The organism is Haliovirga abyssi (assembly GCF_030295325.1).
Taxonomy (GTDB): Bacteria; Fusobacteriota; Fusobacteriia; order Fusobacteriales; family Haliovirgaceae; genus Haliovirga; species Haliovirga abyssi.
This window is the reverse complement of sequence record NZ_AP027059.1, coordinates 804,793-822,906: the sequence shown is the minus strand read 5'-3', so window position 1 is coordinate 822,906 and position 18,114 is coordinate 804,793. Positions and strand designations below refer to the sequence as shown.

At 26.5% G+C, this 18,114-nt stretch carries 19 protein-coding genes; all 19 read right to left on the bottom strand.

From position 1 onward, the window contains the following. Positions 1 to 129: 129 nt before the first annotated feature. Positions 130 to 804 (bottom strand): hypothetical protein, encoded by a 675-nt coding sequence (locus RDY08_RS03660; protein ID WP_307905072.1) that lies wholly within the window; start codon positions 802 to 804, stop codon positions 130 to 132. Then, positions 804 to 1,337, bottom strand: a complete 534-nt coding sequence (locus tag RDY08_RS03655) for a hypothetical protein (protein WP_307905071.1) — start codon at positions 1,335 to 1,337, stop codon at positions 804 to 806. The genes RDY08_RS03660 and RDY08_RS03655 overlap by 1 nt, the downstream gene beginning before the upstream one ends. 1 nt (position 1,338) lies before the next feature. Further along, the gene (locus RDY08_RS03650; protein WP_307905070.1) at positions 1,339 to 1,659 is read right to left on the bottom strand and encodes a hypothetical protein; all 321 of its coding nucleotides are present in this window, start codon (positions 1,657 to 1,659) and stop codon (positions 1,339 to 1,341) included. A gap of 42 nt (positions 1,660 to 1,701) precedes the next feature. Continuing rightward, positions 1,702 to 3,462, bottom strand: a complete 1,761-nt coding sequence (locus RDY08_RS03645) for a flagellar assembly protein A (RefSeq protein ID WP_307905069.1) — start codon at positions 3,460 to 3,462, stop codon at positions 1,702 to 1,704. A 35-nt stretch (positions 3,463 to 3,497) separates the two neighbouring features. Beyond that, positions 3,498 to 4,271, bottom strand: coding sequence for a FliA/WhiG family RNA polymerase sigma factor (locus RDY08_RS03640; protein WP_307905068.1), 774 nt, complete (start codon positions 4,269 to 4,271; stop codon positions 3,498 to 3,500). Positions 4,272 to 4,603: 332 nt separating this feature from the next. After that, positions 4,604 to 5,620, bottom strand: a complete 1,017-nt coding sequence (locus RDY08_RS03635) for a hypothetical protein (RefSeq protein WP_307905067.1) — start codon at positions 5,618 to 5,620, stop codon at positions 4,604 to 4,606. 12 nt (positions 5,621 to 5,632) lie between these two features. Further along, positions 5,633 to 6,112: a chemotaxis protein CheD gene (locus tag RDY08_RS03630; protein WP_307905066.1), complete on the bottom strand. Its 480-nt coding sequence runs from the start codon at positions 6,110 to 6,112 to the stop codon at positions 5,633 to 5,635. After that, positions 6,105 to 6,728, bottom strand: a complete 624-nt coding sequence (locus RDY08_RS03625) for a chemotaxis protein CheC (protein ID WP_307905065.1) — start codon at positions 6,726 to 6,728, stop codon at positions 6,105 to 6,107. Before RDY08_RS03625 ends, RDY08_RS03630 begins: the two co-directional genes overlap by 8 nt. 154 nt (positions 6,729 to 6,882) lie before the next feature. Then, entirely contained in the window at positions 6,883 to 7,359 is a 477-nt protein-coding gene (locus RDY08_RS03620; RefSeq protein WP_307905064.1) for a chemotaxis protein CheW, read from the bottom strand. A 12-nt stretch (positions 7,360 to 7,371) separates the two neighbouring features. Next, positions 7,372 to 9,402, bottom strand: a complete 2,031-nt coding sequence (locus RDY08_RS03615; RefSeq protein ID WP_307905063.1) for a chemotaxis protein CheA — start codon at positions 9,400 to 9,402, stop codon at positions 7,372 to 7,374. Further along, the gene (locus RDY08_RS03610) at positions 9,403 to 10,476 is read right to left on the bottom strand and encodes a protein-glutamate methylesterase/protein-glutamine glutaminase (RefSeq protein WP_307905062.1); all 1,074 of its coding nucleotides are present in this window, start codon (positions 10,474 to 10,476) and stop codon (positions 9,403 to 9,405) included. Between the two features lie 5 nt (positions 10,477 to 10,481). Further along, positions 10,482 to 11,357, bottom strand: a complete 876-nt coding sequence (locus RDY08_RS03605) for a MinD/ParA family protein (protein ID WP_307905061.1) — start codon at positions 11,355 to 11,357, stop codon at positions 10,482 to 10,484. 1 nt (position 11,358) lies between these two features. After that, positions 11,359 to 12,636 (bottom strand): flagellar biosynthesis protein FlhF, encoded by a 1,278-nt coding sequence (locus RDY08_RS03600; protein WP_307905060.1) that lies wholly within the window; start codon positions 12,634 to 12,636, stop codon positions 11,359 to 11,361. Then, entirely contained in the window at positions 12,636 to 14,687 is a 2,052-nt protein-coding gene (gene flhA / locus RDY08_RS03595) for a flagellar biosynthesis protein FlhA (RefSeq protein ID WP_307905059.1), read from the bottom strand. The genes RDY08_RS03600 and flhA overlap by 1 nt, the downstream gene beginning before the upstream one ends. Before the next feature lie 39 nt (positions 14,688 to 14,726). Further along, on the bottom strand, positions 14,727 to 15,809 hold the full coding sequence (gene flhB / locus RDY08_RS03590) for a flagellar biosynthesis protein FlhB (protein WP_307905058.1): 1,083 nt from the start codon (positions 15,807 to 15,809) through the stop codon (positions 14,727 to 14,729). Further along, a complete protein-coding gene (fliR, locus tag RDY08_RS03585; protein WP_307905057.1) occupies positions 15,810 to 16,589 on the bottom strand; it encodes a flagellar biosynthetic protein FliR in 780 nt (259 codons plus the stop codon). A gap of 8 nt (positions 16,590 to 16,597) precedes the next feature. Beyond that, on the bottom strand, positions 16,598 to 16,864 hold the full coding sequence (fliQ, locus tag RDY08_RS03580) for a flagellar biosynthesis protein FliQ (RefSeq protein WP_307905056.1): 267 nt from the start codon (positions 16,862 to 16,864) through the stop codon (positions 16,598 to 16,600). Positions 16,865 to 16,987: 123 nt separating this feature from the next. Further along, positions 16,988 to 17,734, bottom strand: a complete 747-nt coding sequence (gene fliP / locus RDY08_RS03575; RefSeq protein WP_307905055.1) for a flagellar type III secretion system pore protein FliP — start codon at positions 17,732 to 17,734, stop codon at positions 16,988 to 16,990. Then, positions 17,724 to 18,113, bottom strand: a complete 390-nt coding sequence (locus RDY08_RS03570) for a flagellar biosynthetic protein FliO (RefSeq protein WP_307905054.1) — start codon at positions 18,111 to 18,113, stop codon at positions 17,724 to 17,726. Before RDY08_RS03570 ends, fliP begins: the two co-directional genes overlap by 11 nt. Position 18,114 lies beyond the last annotated feature (1 nt).

The following is an 18,114-nucleotide window of genomic DNA, read 5'->3' as shown; positions in this document are numbered from 1 at the left end:
CGATATATTTTATTCCTAAAATTAAAAAACATTCTATTTTATACTTTTTTCATGTATTAAATCTATAATAATTTCTTATTACTTCATTAATTATAATTTTGTCTATTTTATCACAAAAGATAATTTTTTTCAAATAATTATTTTAGATATCTTCTTTGTTTTCATATTTTTCAATATTATTAATGTATGCGATTTAACTTTCTGCTGTTTTTCTTTTAAATATATTTTTAATATATTTTTCCCCTTATCATAATTTAGATTATATATATTTTCAAATTCGATATTAGCAAATACACCTATCACATAATTTTCCTCTAAATAACTTTTTTTTACATTTAATAATAATTTCTCTCTACTATATTTCTCAAAATTATTATATATAATTTTAGGAACTTTAAATATTTTTCGTTTTCCCTCTAATACCTTAACAAACATTTTCGTACTTTTATTAATAACCTTAGAAGCTTCATTCCAGCTTCTTTCTGTATCAATTTTTTTTATATCTACAGCTTCTAATTTTGTATAAATTTTATTAGTATCTATAGAAATATCCTCTTTTAGTTTTATTACACCATTACTACTATTAACTTTACAGTTTGCAATTGCAGATTTTACTTCACATTTTTTTTTAGAAAATGATTTATCAATAATATCTATCCTATCATATAGATTCAGATTGTTAATATTACTAACCTTTTCTAATTTAGATTGTTTTATACATAAGATAGGTTTGTCTAATTTTTTTGAATATATTTTAGGTCCTCTCAATTCATTTTTTATAGTATGAAAAAGATCTTGCCACATTATATTTCGCCTTTTAATATCATTTCTAATGCTTCTTCTAATCTAAAAAATGGTTCTATAATATAACTCTCTTTTGACAACTCTATAATTTTTTGAACTAATTCATCTTTTTTTTCTATATCTTCATCTAATATAATTACCCTAATAGGATTAGTCCCTTCTTCTAATTGTACAATAGCTTCATTTTCTTTTATAAATTTATACTTATATGGTTCTTTTGATGGTTTTAATTGAGTCTTCTTTAACATTACAACATCTGTTTTTAAAAGCCTTTTTATATTTATATTAATTTTATCATCTATAAAATAGATTGCTGGTTCTATCTCTATTTTTTCTATTAAATTAGCCATGATAATCTCTTCTATCAAAAATTTTTCTAAAGATTTTCCATATAAAACTTTTTGAACTTTTGTAGGTTTTACTGGCTCAGTATATTTAAATTCTACTGGTATTCCTCTTTCATCAGAAATTAATATTCCACCTAAATAATTTTCTTCTTTAATATGAATTTTAAAATATCCTATTTTATTCATTTTATCCCTCCATATCTATGAATTTCCCCTTATTTGGATCTTTCCCATGTTTCTTTTCTTTCTTATCTTTTCTTTCATTTTTATCCTTTAAATTTTTCTCTTTATTTCTCTCTTTATTTCTTTCTTTATTATCATTATCTATTATTTTCCCTTCTGTTTCATTGCTTTCTCTTATTATCGTAGTATCTTTTTTTATCTCTTTTGCCATTTCATTTTTTGCATTCATCTGTTGCCCCACTAAATTTTGTTCTTTTGCTCTACTTGTTTTAGCTACTTCATCTATTGATTTTGCTATTACTTGAAGGTCTATTGGTCTTACCATTTTCTCGCCTCCTTTAAAAAAAAGACAGGTAAAAAAACCTGTCTACTTTAGTGCTGTTATTTTTACCTCTGCATTCTCATAATAAAATCTTACATTTTGTATTTTTTCTTTTACAAAATATGTCCCTTTTCTAATCTTTATTTTTACACCAGGATAACAAATACCATGTACATCTACTGTTGCATCTTTTATATTTTCAGATAATTTTCTGTTCTCTTCTATATCATATTTTATTTCTTTTGCATGTTTTGACATAGAAAATTTTGCTGTTGATAACTGTTTTAATAGTAATAATTTATCTTGTGGCATACTTTCTTTCATAGCCATCTTTAATTTATTCAACAAATTAATGTTTTTATCTATTTGACTCATCTTTTTTTCAGACTCTTTTAATTCTAATTCTAACTTTTTAATCTTTTCTACTATTTTAGGATTGCTTCCCACTTCAATCTCTGTTTTTACAGCTAAATGAGAGCCTATATTTATAGCTTCTAATCCCTCACCAGCAGAAGTTTTTCCTCCAATAATTACTCCTTTTTTATCAATAACCTTCATTTTTCCATGTGCAAATATCTTGCAATTCATAAATGCTTCATTTCCTATTACATCTTTTTCAGATTCTATAATAGCTGATTCTGCAAAATTTACTACTATATCACCCTTAGATTCAATTTTCCCTATATTTTTTCCAAAAAAACTTCCTCTTATAACTACATCTCCAGTTGAAATAAGTTTTGCTTTTTCTACATTCCCAACCACTTCTATATTGCCGTCAGCCTTTATTTCATATCCATCTTTTACATCACCTTTTACTATCACACTTCCTACAAAATCTATATTCCCAGTTAATACCCCAACTTCTGGTGTAGCATATACATTTGCAACACTTAATTTACCTTCTGAAAAAGAAACCATACCGTCTATTTTAGAAATAATTTCAAATCCAGAATCAGACAATTTTGTATTTTTTCCTAATTTTATTGGTACATCTTTCCCATTTTTTGATTTTATCTCTTCTGCAAAAATATTTTTTCCATTTTTTCCAAGTTCTGCTGGTATTTTTACAGCTAAAACTTGACCTTCAACCACATTTTCTATTATTTCCAATTGTTTAAAATCTACTTTTCCATCTTCTAAAGCCATTGGTTTTAACAGTGAACGTTTATTTACAGATTTAACTTTATAATCTATATACCCATCAATTCCATCTTCTGGCATATCACCTTCTGCAACTAAATGCGGTATATTAAATTTTTTATTTTTTAAAAGCTCATCTATATATTGATCCTTTATTCCATAAATTATTTTATTTTCTAAAAGTTTAGTTTTAATTTTTTCTTTTACTGGTAAATTCATTCCTTTGGGTTCTGAAAGTATAATATAAGCTTTCATTTTATCAGGAGAAACTTCTACTTCTATTTCTGATTCTTTATATATTCCTTCGTAAAATTCAGCTATTTTTACTTTTTTTCTTCTATTTTCAAACGCAAGACTTAATTGTTCCATATCAGGAGCTTCTATATCTTTTTCTGCTATAAATTCTATAACTTCATTAAAATCTATATTTCCTTCAGCAATTGTTAAAAAGACCCCCTCTTCGCTTACATTTAATTTAAACTTATTAATTTCATCCTCATTTTTTACAGTAATATTCTCTTTTTTCTTCCATACTTCTAAACTTATTTTTTCATTAGTTTTATCTATAATATTATATCCAACTTCATTTATATTTACTTTAAATTTTTCAGCTACTTTTTTTAATAATGTTTCTAAGTTTCTTCCTGCCACTTTATACTTTTTCATTTTTATCCACCTTTATTTAAAAATTTTCATAATATTTATATAATTCCTTTATATTCCCCAAATTTTGCAATTAATTTGGATCTTAATTTTATTATAGCTTTTGAATGTATTTGAGATACTCTCGATTCTGAAACTTCTAATATTTCACCTATTTCTCTCAATGTTAAATCTTCATAATAATAAAGAGTTATTACCAATCTCTCTTTTTCTGTAATTTCTTTGAGTCTTTCTATAAGCGCTGCTTTCAATTCTTTTTTTTCAATATTTTTTTGAGCCCCATCACTTTTCTTATCTTCTACTGTTTCAGATAAAAATGTTGGAGATTCCCCACTATTATATATAACATCATCTAATGATGATATATTCCCCATATTTACTTTTGAAAATACAATATTCAATTCCTTTTCTGTAATTCCTAAATAATCTGCTATTTCGCTATCTTTTGGTATTTCTCCATTTTTAACCTCTAGAAATACATAAGCTTTCTCTATATCTTTTGCCATTTTTCTAACAGAACGTGGAACCCAATCTTGTACTCTTAACTCATCATAAATAGAACCTCTAATCCTAGTTATAGAATAAGTTTTAAAATTTATCTCTTTTGTTATATCATATTTTTCTATTGCATCCAAAAGTCCAATAATTCCATATTCAACTAAATCCTCATATTCTATGTTTTTAGGCAACTTCCCAATCATTTTCCCCACGACATATTTTACTAAAGGAATATATTGTAAAATTATTCTCTCTCGAATTTCTAAACTTCCACTCTTTTTATATTCTATCCAAAGAGATTTATTTTCTATCATAATTTTACCTCCAAAACTTTTAAATCATAATATAAACTTATAAAAATATTTTTTACCCATTACATAAATGATAAAATAGCAAAAAAATATCTAAAATTTATAAAACATACTCAAATAACTAACAACTTAAATTTTAAAAATATATTTTTCTAACCCAATTACTATATTTGATTCTATTAGTTAACAAAATAATAGAATTAAATTATTTTTTTCCTAATTTATAATTTTCATAAGAGCAATTATACATATTATATCACAATTAAGATAAAAAACTAAACGCTTTTTATTATATTGTCATAATATATATTATTTTATTTAATTTTATGATACTATTATCTAATTAGCATTATTATTCCTAACATTATTAAGATAATAATTATAATCATGAAAACAATTAGAACTAATGAATCTGATGATTTTTTCTCATAATTTAATTTTTCTTCTTCATCTTTTTCATACTCTTTTAACTCTTCTTCTATTAATTTTTTATTTAAAACTATTTTGTCAGTTTTTACTTTTATCTCTCCAGAAGCATATATTTTAGCATAAATATCATCTACTATATTAACTACTATTTTATATTCTTTAGTTTCTAAAGCTCCTTTTGAAACTTCTATTATACTTTCTACCTGTCTTAATACTGGCGAATCTTTTGCCCCAATAGTTTTACTTATAAATCTACCATATTCACTATTATCAGTTAATTTTATATATATTTCATCACTTTTTTTTAATTCCGCAACTTTTTTCCCATTAAAAGGATCTATTTCCAAAGAGGCTTCAAGATAATTTTCATCCTCTTCTTGCTTAGATTTTATTATAACCTCATAATCAGTTACTATCTCTATTGAAGCTATCTCATTTATCGCCAAATTCATTTGAGAATTAATTTGATTTTTAACTTCATCTTTTCTAGAACTTTTAAAGTTTTTTAACAACTCTAAAACTGTTCCTGGATGAAAATATTGCTTGAAAAAATCTATAATATTTTTAGTTTCTTCTTCATATTCTAAATCTGTTTGATTTTTATAATGCCCTAAGATTTTTTCAAATATATGAAACTCTATATTTATATCTGTTGAATATATATTTTTATTATATGTTACAAAAAAATCTATGCTATCTAATTCCATTTGATTAATATCTATTCTAATATAAAATAAACCGTTAATATTTTTTCTTTTTCCTAAAAATTTCCCCCTAATCAGCAAAAATTCAGATATTTCACTTTTACTATAAATCTCATCCACTTTATCTAGGTCATTATTAGACAACTCAAATAATTTACTTGCAACTCTTTCATTTACCCCAATTTTCTTACAAATCATCTCAATAATTTCATTTCCCATTATTTATCACCTTTAAATGTATTTTTCACCATGACCTATTGTTTTTATTTTCAATTCTCCTGTTGAAAGATCTAGTTCTATTGTTCTTCCAAACTTACCTCCAGTATCTTCTGCAATTAAATTTATTTTTAATTCTTTTAAAATTTGTTTAACTGCTACTGCATTTCTATATCCTATGCTTTTCTTTTCATCTGAACTACTAAATGCAAACATTTGAGAACCACCTGCAATTTTAGCTTCTAATCCTGATAATCTTGAACCTTTCTTTAATAGTTCTTCTATCATCTCTTCTATTGCCACATCTGCAAATTTTAATGACCTTTTCTCTGGATTAGTATTTTTAGGTAACATAATATGTGCCATCCCACCTATTTTTTTCCCTTTATCATATATGGTTATTCCCACACACGAACCTAATCCTAACGTGATTATTTTAGAAGGATTCTCTCCTACTTTATAATCAGCCATTCCTACTTTTATAGTATCAGTCATGTTTTTTAGCTCCAATTGATTTTAATAGTACATTTAAAGAATCCAAATCTGGAAGCATAAAAAAGTTCCCATCTATAGTTTTTCCATCTCCCATGAATTCTGTTTCAATTAATAAAGCATAATCACTGACTTCGCTTAGTTCTATTAAAATAGTGCTAAGTATTGCTCCTGCCATATCATATGCTAGTGATGGTGTTGATGGCACCACTGTTAATCCAGAAAATGCACTTAAAGCATTCAAATAAGAACTGGTAATAATATTCCCAACTTCTGTAATAGCAGATTGAGATATTTCTCCTAATACCCCCTCTTCTTCAGCTGCTCCTAATAACATTTCCACTAATGTTTCTGCACTATTTACTGGCAATAAAAACATAATATTCCCTTGTATATCTCCAAAAATACGCAAATATACCCCTATTACTAAGTTTTCCTCCCCACCTAATAACTCAGGAACTTTTGTTAATTCCAAAACTCTTGCCCTTGGAACTGTCATATCTACTCTTTTTGACAATATTTGTGATAATGCTGTTGCAGCATTTCCAGCCCCAATATTCCCAACTTCTTTTAATGCATCTAATTCTGAATCAGTTAATGCTTCTATTTTCATTGACATACTTTCCCTCCAAACTATATTTACTTAAAAACTGTCATACTTTTATAAAAATTAAATTATTTTAAAAATAACTTAAAAATTATATTTCTATTTTTAAATACACAATAAATTTAAATATCTTTATAGCTAATGTATCTAACTTTTTAAACGTTCTTTAGCTTTTCAAATCTAGAATTTTTTCTATACTTAACAAAGTTAAAAGTCTATCTCCTTCTTCTAACTTACAAACCCCTTTTATATATTCAGAGCTTATTGCAGAAGATATTGTTGGATTTGAATTAAGTTCTTTCTGTTTTAAATCTATTACTTCAGAAACTCCATCCACTAAAATTCCTAAAGATATTGTATCAATTTTCAATATAATAATTCTTTGACTATCAGATTTTTCAATCTTAGAATTTAAATTAAATTTCTTATTTAGATCTATTATTGGCATAACAATACCTCTTAAATTTATTACTCCAATTATATATTTTTCAGCTCTTGGAACTCTTGTCATTTTTATAACTTTTATTATACTTTCTACATTTTTTATCTCTAAAGCGTACTCTTCTCCATTTAATGTAAATCCAATTATTTGTAATATTATTTTATCAATATTATTTTCTTTCTCCTCTAACACATCTTTCATTAATTACACCTCCTATATAAGCGTTAATACATCTAATATTATTGCTACTTCTCCAGTTCCTAATACTGTAGCTCCTGTTATTCCCCTTATTCCAGTAAATAATTTTCCTAAAGATTTTATTACTATCTCTTGTTGCCCTATTAATGAATCTACAATTAATCCTATTTTTTTACTTCCTATTTTTACAATTACAACTATATATGTTTCTTCATCTAATTTTTTATAACCTGGCACATCTAATACTTCATTTAAGTTTATAATTGGAACAACCTCTCCTCTCAAAACTATAACATCTTCATTTTGAACTCCTTTTATATCTTTTGGAGAGATATCAATTGTTTCTACTATGTTAGCTAATGGTATTGCATAAATTTCTTCTTGTAATTTTATTAATAAAGCTTCTATTATGGCTAACGTCAAAGGTAATTTTATTCTTGTTGTTGTTCCTTCCCCTACCTCACTAGAGAGTTCTATTTGTCCATTTAAACCTTCAATCTTATTTCTTACAACATCCATTCCAACTCCACGTCCAGATAATTCTGTAACTGCTTCCATTGTAGAAAATCCAGCTGCAAATATAAACTTTAAAATTTCTTCTTTTGACATTAGTTCTAGTTCTTCTTCTTTTACAAGTCCTTTTTCTATTGCTTTTCTTGCTATTACTTTAGTATCTATCCCTTTACCATCATCAGCAATTGTAATAACAACATTATTCCCTTCATGTTCCGCTTTTAATAAAATGGTACCTTGCCTTATTTTTCCAGATTTTTCTCTTTCTTCTGGTAATTCTATTCCATGATCAAGGGAATTTCTCAACAAATGAACTAAAGGGTCCCCAATTTCATCTATTACTGTTCTATCTAATTCAGTCTCTTTTCCTTCAATTAATAATTCTATCTCTTTATTCAAATCTTTTGATAAATCTCTTATCATTCTAGGAAATCTATTAAACACATTTTCAATTGGTACCATTCTTACTTTTGTTACTACAGCTTGTAAATCTGATGTAACCCTATCTACATGAGCTAATGTTTCAGATAAATCTGGTAAATTATATTCTAAACCTATTTGAGATAGCCTAGTTTTATTTATTACTAACTCTGCAACTAAATTCATTAATTTATCTAATTTATCTGTATCAACTCTTACTGTTGGAGTTTTTTTCACAACAATTTTTTTGTTAGCAGATTTTTTTTCTTTTTTAGTTGATTTAGAATTTTCCGCTTTTTTAGAACTATTAGAGCTTTTTTCATTAACTTTTATTTCTTTATTTCCCTCTTTTTCTAAATCTTTCACATTAGTTATTATCACTTCTGATATTTCACTTATAGACAAAATCGATCCTTTTACTTCTTCTTCTTTTTTATCTGTTAATAGCACAACTTCAAATGAATTATCAAATTTTTCTTCTTCTAAATCTTGTGCAGATGGTTCTGATTTTATTATTTCCCCTATTTCTTCTAAATTTCTAAATACCATATATGTTCTTGCTGCTTTTAATAAACATCCTTCGTCCAACACCACTTCAATAACATATGCATTCATCTTTTTCGATTCTGCTTCGTCTAAAAGCTGTTTCTCAAATTCATTAAATTCTATTTTATTACTTTTTAATGAACTCCCTTGTCCTTCAATTTTTTCTGCTTTTGAATCTTCTAACGGTTCTCCTTTTGTCAACTTTTCTAATCTATTACTTAAATCCTCTATATCGGTTGTCTCTTCTCCATCTTCTATAACTTCATCTATTAATAATGTTAATGTGTCTAAACATTCAAATAGAGTATCTACTATAGTAGCGCTAGATTTCAATTTATTATTTCTAATAAGGTCTAACACATTTTCCATATGATGTGTTAATTCAGCTGTCCTTGTAAAATTCATAGTAGCTGCCATACCTTTTAAAGTATGAGCTGATCTAAAAATAACCTCTACTATAGACAAATTCTCATTGTCTTTTTCAAATTCTAATAATGATTCATTTAGTAATTGTAAATGTTCCCTTGATTCGTCAATAAAAACTGACATATATTGTGACATATCCATTTATCTATCCCCCCCTACTAATTTTACTATTCTCTGTGGAATATTCATTAAATCCTCTACATAATCAACTGCTCCTAATTCATTTGCCACACGCGGCATACCATAAACAACACATGTATCCTTACTTTGACCTATTGTTTTTGCTCCATTCTCTTTCATAACTTTTAAATACTCTGCTCCGTCCCCTCCCATTCCAGTCATTATAACTCCTACAGCCTCTTTCTTATATATTTCTGCTACAGACTTAAATAAAACATTCGCTGATGGTCTATGCCCTGAATAGTTCGCTTCTTGATTTAATCTTATTATTTTCTTTCCGCGTTCATCTTTTACAACCATATGATAATTTCCTGGAGCAATATAAGCTTGCCCATTTACAACTTCATCTCCATCTTCTGCTTCCTTTACTCTTATATTACTTAATAAATCTAATCTATCTGCTAAAGATTTTGTGAATTTAGGTGGCATATGTTGTACTATTAATATCCCTGCGTTTATATTTTGAGGTAACTCAGGGATAATATTTTGTAGTGCTTTTGGACCCCCAGTAGAAATACCTATTGCAACAATTTTATTACTGTTCCTATGAAATTTTTCTACTGTTTTTTTAGGTTTATTAAACATAAATTTAGAAAGCTTTACTTTTTCATCTTTTGCACTTGTTTCTAATATTTTTATATTCGCTTTTAATGAAACTCTTATTTTTTCAAGTAGGTCTTTTTTTACTGTTCTTATATCTAAAGAGATTGTTCCTGATGGTTTTTGTACAAAATCAAATGCTCCATTTTCTAAAGCTTCTATTGTCTCAATTGCTCCTTCAGATGTTAAACTACTTACCATAATAACTTTTGTAGGCTTATCCTTCATAATTTCTTTTAAAGCCTCTAATCCATTCATCACAGGCATTTCTACATCTAGAGTTATTACATCTGGAGACAGCTCTCTGTTTAATCTTATAGCTTCTTTCCCATTTCTGGCTTTACCAACTATTTCAATGTCATGTTCTTCTGCCAACATATCAGATATAATATTTCTCATAAATATAGAATCATCAACTACTAACACTTTTATCATTATCATCACCTACCAACATTTTTAAACCAGCTTCTAAATTTTGTTATTAAACCACTGGTTTTTTCTTCATAGTTAAATTCTAACTTTTCCACAATATATTTAATACACCCTGTTGCTTGACTATCTGGATAATATATAACAAATGGTGTTTTTTTAAATATAGTATTTCTAACACAACTATCTTCATATATAAAACCTATATTTTTTATATTCATTTCTAAAAAATCTTTTGAAGTATTTATTAATAAACTTGAAGCTTTTTTATATTCAATTATATTTTTAACTCTATTTATTATAATACCTAAATCTGGTTTTTCTATTTTATCTTTTACAATTTTTATAACACTATATGCATCTGTAATCGAAGTAGGTTCAGAAGTAGTTATAACAATAATTTCATCTGCTACCATTAAAAATGAAATCACATTTTTGGATATCCCTGCACCAGTATCTATTAAAATCACATCATATTCTTCATCTAATTTTTGTAATTTTATCAGTATCTCTTCCCTTTCTACATCTGAAAGTTCTGCCATTTCTAAAAATCCATTTCCTCCTGATATAAAATCTAGATTAAATGGTCCTTTTGTTATTACCTCTTTTATATCTTTATTATTTTTAATTAAATCTCTTATTGTATGATTTGGAGTTATTCCTAGCATTATTTCTACATTAGATAATCCCAAATCTGCATCTATAATTAATACTTTTTTTCCAATTTTAGATAAAAATGCAGCCACATTAACTGCTAGGCTAGTTTTTCCCACGCCTCCTTTACCTGATGTAATTGCAAATACTTTTGCATTTTTATATTGTAGTTTATCACCAACATTTTTTTCTTTATTTCTTACTAATTCTCTTAATTTTTCTGCTTGATCCATATTAGTCTAACTCCTCAGAAAAGATTTTTGCCAATCTATCATTTGAAGCAACTTCAATATCATCTGGTACTTTTTGTCCTGTTGTTATATAAGATATTGCTATATTATACTTTTTAGAAACCGTTAATAGTGCTCCAATATTAGTAGTTTCATCTAATTTTGTGAAAATTATACTAGAAAAGTTTAAATATTTAAATTTTTCTATGGTATCAACCATTACCGATAGCTTGCTCGTAGCACTAAGAACTAAATATACCGCCATTTTTCCATTATTTTTTGTTACATATTCCTCTAACTCTTTTATTTGTTCTGTATTTTTAGGACTTCTTCCTGCTGTATCCATTAATACTAACTTTTTCTCTTTGAATTTCTCAATAGCATTTTTTAATTCATCTGATTTTTTTATAACTTCTACTGGAACTCTCATTATATTAGCATATGCCTTTAATTGACTTACCGCTTCTAATCTATAATTATCTGATGTTATAAAAGCAACATCTTCTCCTGAATTCCAATAATTTGCAATTATTTTTGCACAAGAAGTAGTTTTTCCTACTCCAGTTGGACCAACTAACATAATAAACTTCTCATCTTTTATTCCGCCATTTGTCAAAATATTTTCATAAAAATATTTTATAAGTCCTTTTTTATAATTTGTAGAATTAAATTCATTTTTAACAAAATATTCTACTATTTCATCACAATATTCTTCTGATATTTCACTATCCCTTAATATTTTTAATAGTTCATCTTTATCCTTATTCTTAGTTACTACTTCTTCCTTTGCTATTCCTTCTTTAAAGATTTCTTTTTTCAACTCTTCTGTTAATTCTTTTTTTATTTTTTCTTTTACGTCTTCTATTTTTTCTTCTTGTTTATTTATATTATTAATATTTTGTACATTATTTTTATATGGATTATATATTCCTATATTATTTAATGAATTATTTTCATTAGTTGTAATGCTGGTTTCCACTTTTCCTTTTATAACATTATTATTACTATCCATATACCCCATACTTTTTAGTAATTCTATAACTTCTTTATTAGCAGAATCTTTTTCTTGCTTAAATTTTTTTTTAGGAACATCTTCTATTCCAAATGTAACTTTTACTTTTTTCTTAGAAAACAATCCAAAAAAGCCACCAACTTTTACATTTTCTCTCTCTATCATTATTAGTTCAGAACCTAATTCTTTTCTAGCTTTTTTATATGCAATTGTATATTCATCTTCTATATAAGTTTTCATATTTTTTATTTTCATTTGCCCAGCTGACATTATTCAACGCTCACCATCCCCACTGCTTCTAAATCAATCTCAGATATTATTTCATTATATGAGATAACCATTACTTGTTTTAAATCTCTTTCAATAAGTCTCCTTAAAGGCTTCCTAATTTCTGGACTTGTTAATACTATTGGTTGATATCCCATATTTGTACTGTTTTTAGCTTCTTCACTTATTTTCACTATTATTTTATTGCTTTTTTCTGGATCGATATTTAAATAACTTCCAAAATCAGTTTCTTGAATATTTTCTTTTAATTCTATTTCTAAATTTGGATTTAATGTCACTACATGAATTTTATCATCTGGAGCAACTATTGTTGAGCAAATTTGCCTTGACAATCCACTTCTTACATACTCTGATAATATATCTACATTTGTAGTTATTTTTGAAGCATCTGCCATTATTTCTAAAATAAGTTGTAAATTTCTTATTGATACACCTTCATTTAATAAATTTTGTAAAACAGTTTGAATCTCTCCTAATTCAAATTTCTTAGGATAAACTTCATCTACAACAACACTATATTCTGTTTTTATATTTTCAATTAATTCTTTTACCATTTCTCTACTTAATATTTCAGGTGCATATTTTTTTATAGTCTCTGTTAAATGTGTAGCCAAAACTGAGGTTGGGTCTACAACTGTATATCCTATCATTTCAGCTTTTTCTCTTTGTTCTTCTCCTATCCATATTGCTGGCAATCCAAATGCTGGTTCAACTGTTGGAATCCCATTTATCTCTTCTGCTCCACCTGGATTCATAGCTAAATAATAGCCAATCATTATTTCCCCTTTTGTTACTGCTGTTCCTTTTATTTTAATAGAATATTCATTAGGATTCAGCTGCATATTATCCCTTATTCTAATTGGTGGTAATATTATTCCTAATTCAATTGCTAATTGTTTTCTTATAATAGTAATTCTCTCTAGAAGGTCTCCTCCTTGAGATGTATCTACAATTGGAATTAAACTATATCCTAATTCTAACTCCATTTCATCCACTTTTAATAAATCTTTTACCTCTTCTGGCTGACTCATCTCTTCATTAGATTCAGAACTTCTTTTTTCTTCTACTGCAATTTTTTCTGCCTCTAAAATATTTTTATTCATTATATATCCTATAGTTCCAAAACTTAAAGATAATATGAAGAATGGTACTTTAGGCATTCCTGGAATAATTCCCATTACGACCAATACTCCAGATACCATATATAAGATCCTAGGTTCTTGAAAAAATTGTCTTATTAAATCTGAACCGAAATCTGCTTCTGAAGTTGTTCTAGTAACAATAATACCTGTAGCTACTGATATTAATAGTGCAGGTATTTGAGAAGCCAAACCATCACCAATTGTTAATATTGTATATGTTGCTGCTGCATCTACAATTGGTTCTCCCCTTGTTATAACACCAATAATCAATCCTCCTATAACATTTATAAAAGTTATAATTATTCCTGCTATTGCATCACCTTTTACAAACTTAGAAGCTCCATCCATAGCTCCATAAAAATCTGCTTCCGTTTGAACTTTTTTTCTTCTATCCCTTGCTTCATCTTCTGTAATAAGTCCTGCATTATAATCAGCATCTATACTCATTTGTTTCCCAGGCATCGCATCTAATGTAAATCTTGCAGCAACCTCTGCAACTCTTTCTGACCCTTTCGTAATAACCATAAATTGTATAATAACAAGTATCAAAAAAAGTATAATCCCTATAATATAATTTCCCCCAACTACGAAATTACCAAAACTTCTAACCACTTTTCCATTAAATGCTGTTCCCAAAGATAAAATTAATTTTGTCGAAGAAACATTTAACGCTAATCTAAAAAGAGTTGTTACCAATAGCAAAGTTGGAAATATAGAAAAATCCAATGCCTCTTTAGTATACATTGATAACAAAAATACTGTAACGGATATAGTAATATTTAAAGCTTGAAATGTATCCAATAAAAATGTTGGTAACGGTATAAAAAACATTAATATTACACCAAGCATAAATATTGGTACTAATAATCCTAATCTTTCATTTTGAGCCATATTTCACTCGAACTCCTTTAGTTAGGAATAATAACATTCCTAGTTATAATAAATATGTTGTAATATTGTAGCAACTGCTTTGTAATATTCTTCTGGAACTTCATCCCCTATCTCAACTGATTTATATAAAGCACGAGCTAATGGTTTGTTCTCTACTATTGGTATATCATTTTCTTTAGCTATTTCTCTTATTCTAAAAGCTATATTATCAGCCCCTTTTGCAATTACTACTGGTGCTGACATTGTATTATCATATTTTAAAGCTACTGACAAATGTGTTGGATTTGTTATTATAACAGTAGCCTTTGGAACCTCTTCTATCATTCGTCTTCTTATCATATCTCTTTGCATTGCTCTCATCTTAGCTTTTAATTGTGGATTCCCTTCTGTTTGTTTCATCTCTTCTTTTATTTCTTGTTTTGACATTTTTAAACTTTTGTCATATTCCCATTTTTGATAGAAATAATCTACAACAGCTAATACAAATAATGCCATAGCTATTTTTAAAACAACATCATATACTATTTTAAAAATTAATATAAAACCGTCGAAAAAATTTAAAAACGGTATTTTTAAAATGCTATTATAATTTGATTTAACAACTGAATATCCATAAATTCCTATTATTATTAATTTTATTATTGTTTTTATTAGTTCTACTAGTTTTTTTAATGAAAACATGTTTTTTAATCCACTTATTGGATTTATCTTACTAAAACTAGGTTTTAAAGGTTCTGTTGTAAATAGAAAACCAACTTGAATATAATTAGCTAAAACTCCAGATATTAAAATTGCTAATAAAATCGGAGAAATAACTATGAAAAATAGTAAAGCATCTTTTAAAAAAATTTCTTCTAACTTTTCTATTGTAAATTTTGTTATATCCATATTATAAAAACTATTTTTAAAATTCACATATAACATTTTATACATAAATTTAAACATTATTTTTAATACAATTATACCCACTAATAATGTTGCTGTTTGAGCTAAATCTGGGCTTTTAGCGACTTGCCCTTTTTTCCTAGACTCTTCTCTTCTTCTTGGAGTAGCTTCTTCTGTTTTCTCGCCTTCCGCAAATAGCTGTAAATTTATCGAATAACCGATTTTATACTCTAACAATTAAGTCACAACCTTTTGTATAATATATAATAATTTTATATATCCGTTATTCAATAAGTGATTCAGATATGTAAATAAATACGGAATAAACGTGATTAAAAACAAAAGCCCCACCAAAATTTTCAATGGCATACCTATAAAAAAAACATTCATTTGTGGAGCTATTCTTGCCATAACCCCCAATGTAACATCTACAATAAATAATATTCCTAAAACAGGTAATGCAATTTTCACAGAAACCATAAAATAATATGCAAAACTATCTGCCATATTTTTAGCTAGAGTACCATAATGATAACTAATATTGCCTATTTTATATTTATAAAAAGTAGATACTAAAACTTCAAATATTCTTCTATATTCACCAGTTATTAAAAATATTCCCAATATAAACAAATAGTTTAACTGCCCTAATACAGGTGCCTGTATTTGTGAAACAGGATCAAATATATTTACCATTCCAAATCCCATATCCATACTATATATTTGAGATGCTGTTTGTACTGTAGAAAAAATCAACAATACAAAAAAACCTATTATTGCGCCAATTAAAACTTCTTTTATACTTATTAGTATCAAATTAAAAAAAGTTAAATTTCTCAAAATAGATATATCTTTTGGTACAACTGGATAAATTAAAAAAGCTATTAAAATAAGAAATCCTATCTTAACTCTTCTGTTTATACTATTACTGCTATAAACAGGAGTAAAAAAAAGTATTCCGCTTAGCCTTAAAAAAATCAACAAAAAAAATATTACATTATTATATAAAAAGTTCATATTTTCATCTACCTTAGTGTTGAAATAAGTTCAAATAAATTTTTTGTATATTCTACAATTGTAATTAACATCCAATGTCCCAACAAAAAAATAACTAAAAACACTGCTATTATTTTAGGAATAAAACTTAGCGTCATTTCTTGAATTTGTGTAGTTGCTTGAAAAATCCCTACCATTAAACCAACTGTTAAACCAACTATTAAAACTGGCAAAGTTATTTTCAAAATTAACATCAATGCATCTGTCACTAATTTCATTATCAATTCTTCCGACATATCTTTTTCTCCTAAATAACATTTAAAAAATAAGTTTGTTATATTTTGTTATAAAATTTATTATAAAAACAGTTGAATCTTGTTGTTTTAAAACAAAATTGGAATGTTATTTTTAACCTATTCCTAATTAAAACTTTTTACTAAAGAATTAATTATTAAATTCCACCCATCAACCATTACAAATAACAGAAGCTTAAATGGGATAGATATCATAACTGGCGGCAACATCATCATCCCTAAAGACATTAAAACTGTAGCCACTATCATATCTATTATTATAAAAGGAATAAAAATTAAAATTCCAATTTCAAATCCTCTTGTTAATTCGCTTATTATATATGCTGGTGTCACTATCCATACAGACAAGTCTTTTCTTGATTTTACTTTTTTAGTCTTAGATAGTTTTACAAATAATTCTAAATCCTTAACTCTCGTTTGCTTTAACATAAATTTTTTAAGAGGATTCTCAATATTTTTAAATAGTGTCTCTTGACTTATTTTTTTATTCAAATATGGATTAATTCCATTTTGCATAATATCGTTAGCTGTTGGCTCCATTATAAAAAAAGTAAGAAAAAGTGCTAGCCCAACCAAAACTTGATTTGGGGGCATTTGTTGCACTCCTAAAGCCTGCCTTACAAAATGTAATACTATAATAATTCTTATAAAAGAAGTAGTCATTATTATTATAGATGGAGCAATTGTTAAAATTGTTAATCCCATTAAGATTTGCAAGCTTGTAACTAAATCGTCTGGAGACTTTGATGCACCTATTCCAAAATTAAATTTTGGAATAGCAATTTTTTGCTCTGCATACAAACTAAACGATATTATAATAAAAAAAAATAAAACTTTTAATTTACTCTTCATCTTCATGCCTCATTTTTTTCAATCTACTTTTTAAATTTTCTACATTATTATCTTTTCTTTCAGAAAAAAATCTACTAAATTTAGTTCCAATTTCATTTTTACTTGAAACTTTTTTCAATTCTTCAATTTCATCCATATTTAATATCTCTTCTAACTTATTAATACTATTTTCTGTCACTCCTAACATAAAATATTTTTCTCCTATTTTTACAATAGAAATAAATACTTTAGGCATATAATAAAATCTCTCAATTTCTTCTATATTGCTATTTTTAAAAAATATACTTTTTCTTTTTCCTCTTAAAACATATAATGCTCCAGCTAAAATTATAGCAATAACAAAAAAAGAAAAAATTTCAAGAAAAAGTAATCTATCCATA

What these genes read in the sequence shown, in the direction of transcription:
- RDY08_RS03570 (WP_307905054.1), bottom strand. Translation starts at nt 18,113, where the DNA reads ATGGATAGATTACTTTTTCTTGAAATTTTTTCTTTTTTTGTTATTGCT.
- fliQ (WP_307905056.1), bottom strand. Translation starts at nt 16,864, where the DNA reads ATGTCGGAAGAATTGATAATGAAATTAGTGACAGATGCATTGATGTTA.
- RDY08_RS03625 (WP_307905065.1), bottom strand. Translation starts at nt 6,728, where the DNA reads ATGTCAATGAAAATAGAAGCATTAACTGATTCAGAATTAGATGCATTA.
- RDY08_RS03650 (WP_307905070.1), bottom strand. Translation starts at nt 1,659, where the DNA reads ATGGTAAGACCAATAGACCTTCAAGTAATAGCAAAATCAATAGATGAA.
- RDY08_RS03610 (WP_307905062.1), bottom strand. Translation starts at nt 10,476, where the DNA reads ATGATAAAAGTGTTAGTAGTTGATGATTCTATATTTATGAGAAATATT.
- RDY08_RS03645 (WP_307905069.1), bottom strand. Translation starts at nt 3,462, where the DNA reads ATGAAAAAGTATAAAGTGGCAGGAAGAAACTTAGAAACATTATTAAAA.
- RDY08_RS03655 (WP_307905071.1), bottom strand. Translation starts at nt 1,337, where the DNA reads ATGAATAAAATAGGATATTTTAAAATTCATATTAAAGAAGAAAATTAT.
- flhA (WP_307905059.1), bottom strand. Translation starts at nt 14,687, where the DNA reads ATGGCTCAAAATGAAAGATTAGGATTATTAGTACCAATATTTATGCTT.
- RDY08_RS03600 (WP_307905060.1), bottom strand. Translation starts at nt 12,636, where the DNA reads ATGTCAGCTGGGCAAATGAAAATAAAAAATATGAAAACTTATATAGAA.
- RDY08_RS03615 (WP_307905063.1), bottom strand. Translation starts at nt 9,402, where the DNA reads ATGGATATGTCACAATATATGTCAGTTTTTATTGACGAATCAAGGGAA.
- fliR (WP_307905057.1), bottom strand. Translation starts at nt 16,589, where the DNA reads ATGAACTTTTTATATAATAATGTAATATTTTTTTTGTTGATTTTTTTA.
- RDY08_RS03640 (WP_307905068.1), bottom strand. Translation starts at nt 4,271, where the DNA reads ATGATAGAAAATAAATCTCTTTGGATAGAATATAAAAAGAGTGGAAGT.
- RDY08_RS03635 (WP_307905067.1), bottom strand. Translation starts at nt 5,620, where the DNA reads ATGGGAAATGAAATTATTGAGATGATTTGTAAGAAAATTGGGGTAAAT.
- RDY08_RS03630 (WP_307905066.1), bottom strand. Translation starts at nt 6,112, where the DNA reads ATGACTGATACTATAAAAGTAGGAATGGCTGATTATAAAGTAGGAGAG.
- RDY08_RS03660 (WP_307905072.1), bottom strand. Translation starts at nt 804, where the DNA reads ATGTGGCAAGATCTTTTTCATACTATAAAAAATGAATTGAGAGGACCT.
- RDY08_RS03605 (WP_307905061.1), bottom strand. Translation starts at nt 11,357, where the DNA reads ATGGATCAAGCAGAAAAATTAAGAGAATTAGTAAGAAATAAAGAAAAA.
- fliP (WP_307905055.1), bottom strand. Translation starts at nt 17,734, where the DNA reads ATGAAGAGTAAATTAAAAGTTTTATTTTTTTTTATTATAATATCGTTT.
- RDY08_RS03620 (WP_307905064.1), bottom strand. Translation starts at nt 7,359, where the DNA reads ATGAAAGATGTGTTAGAGGAGAAAGAAAATAATATTGATAAAATAATA.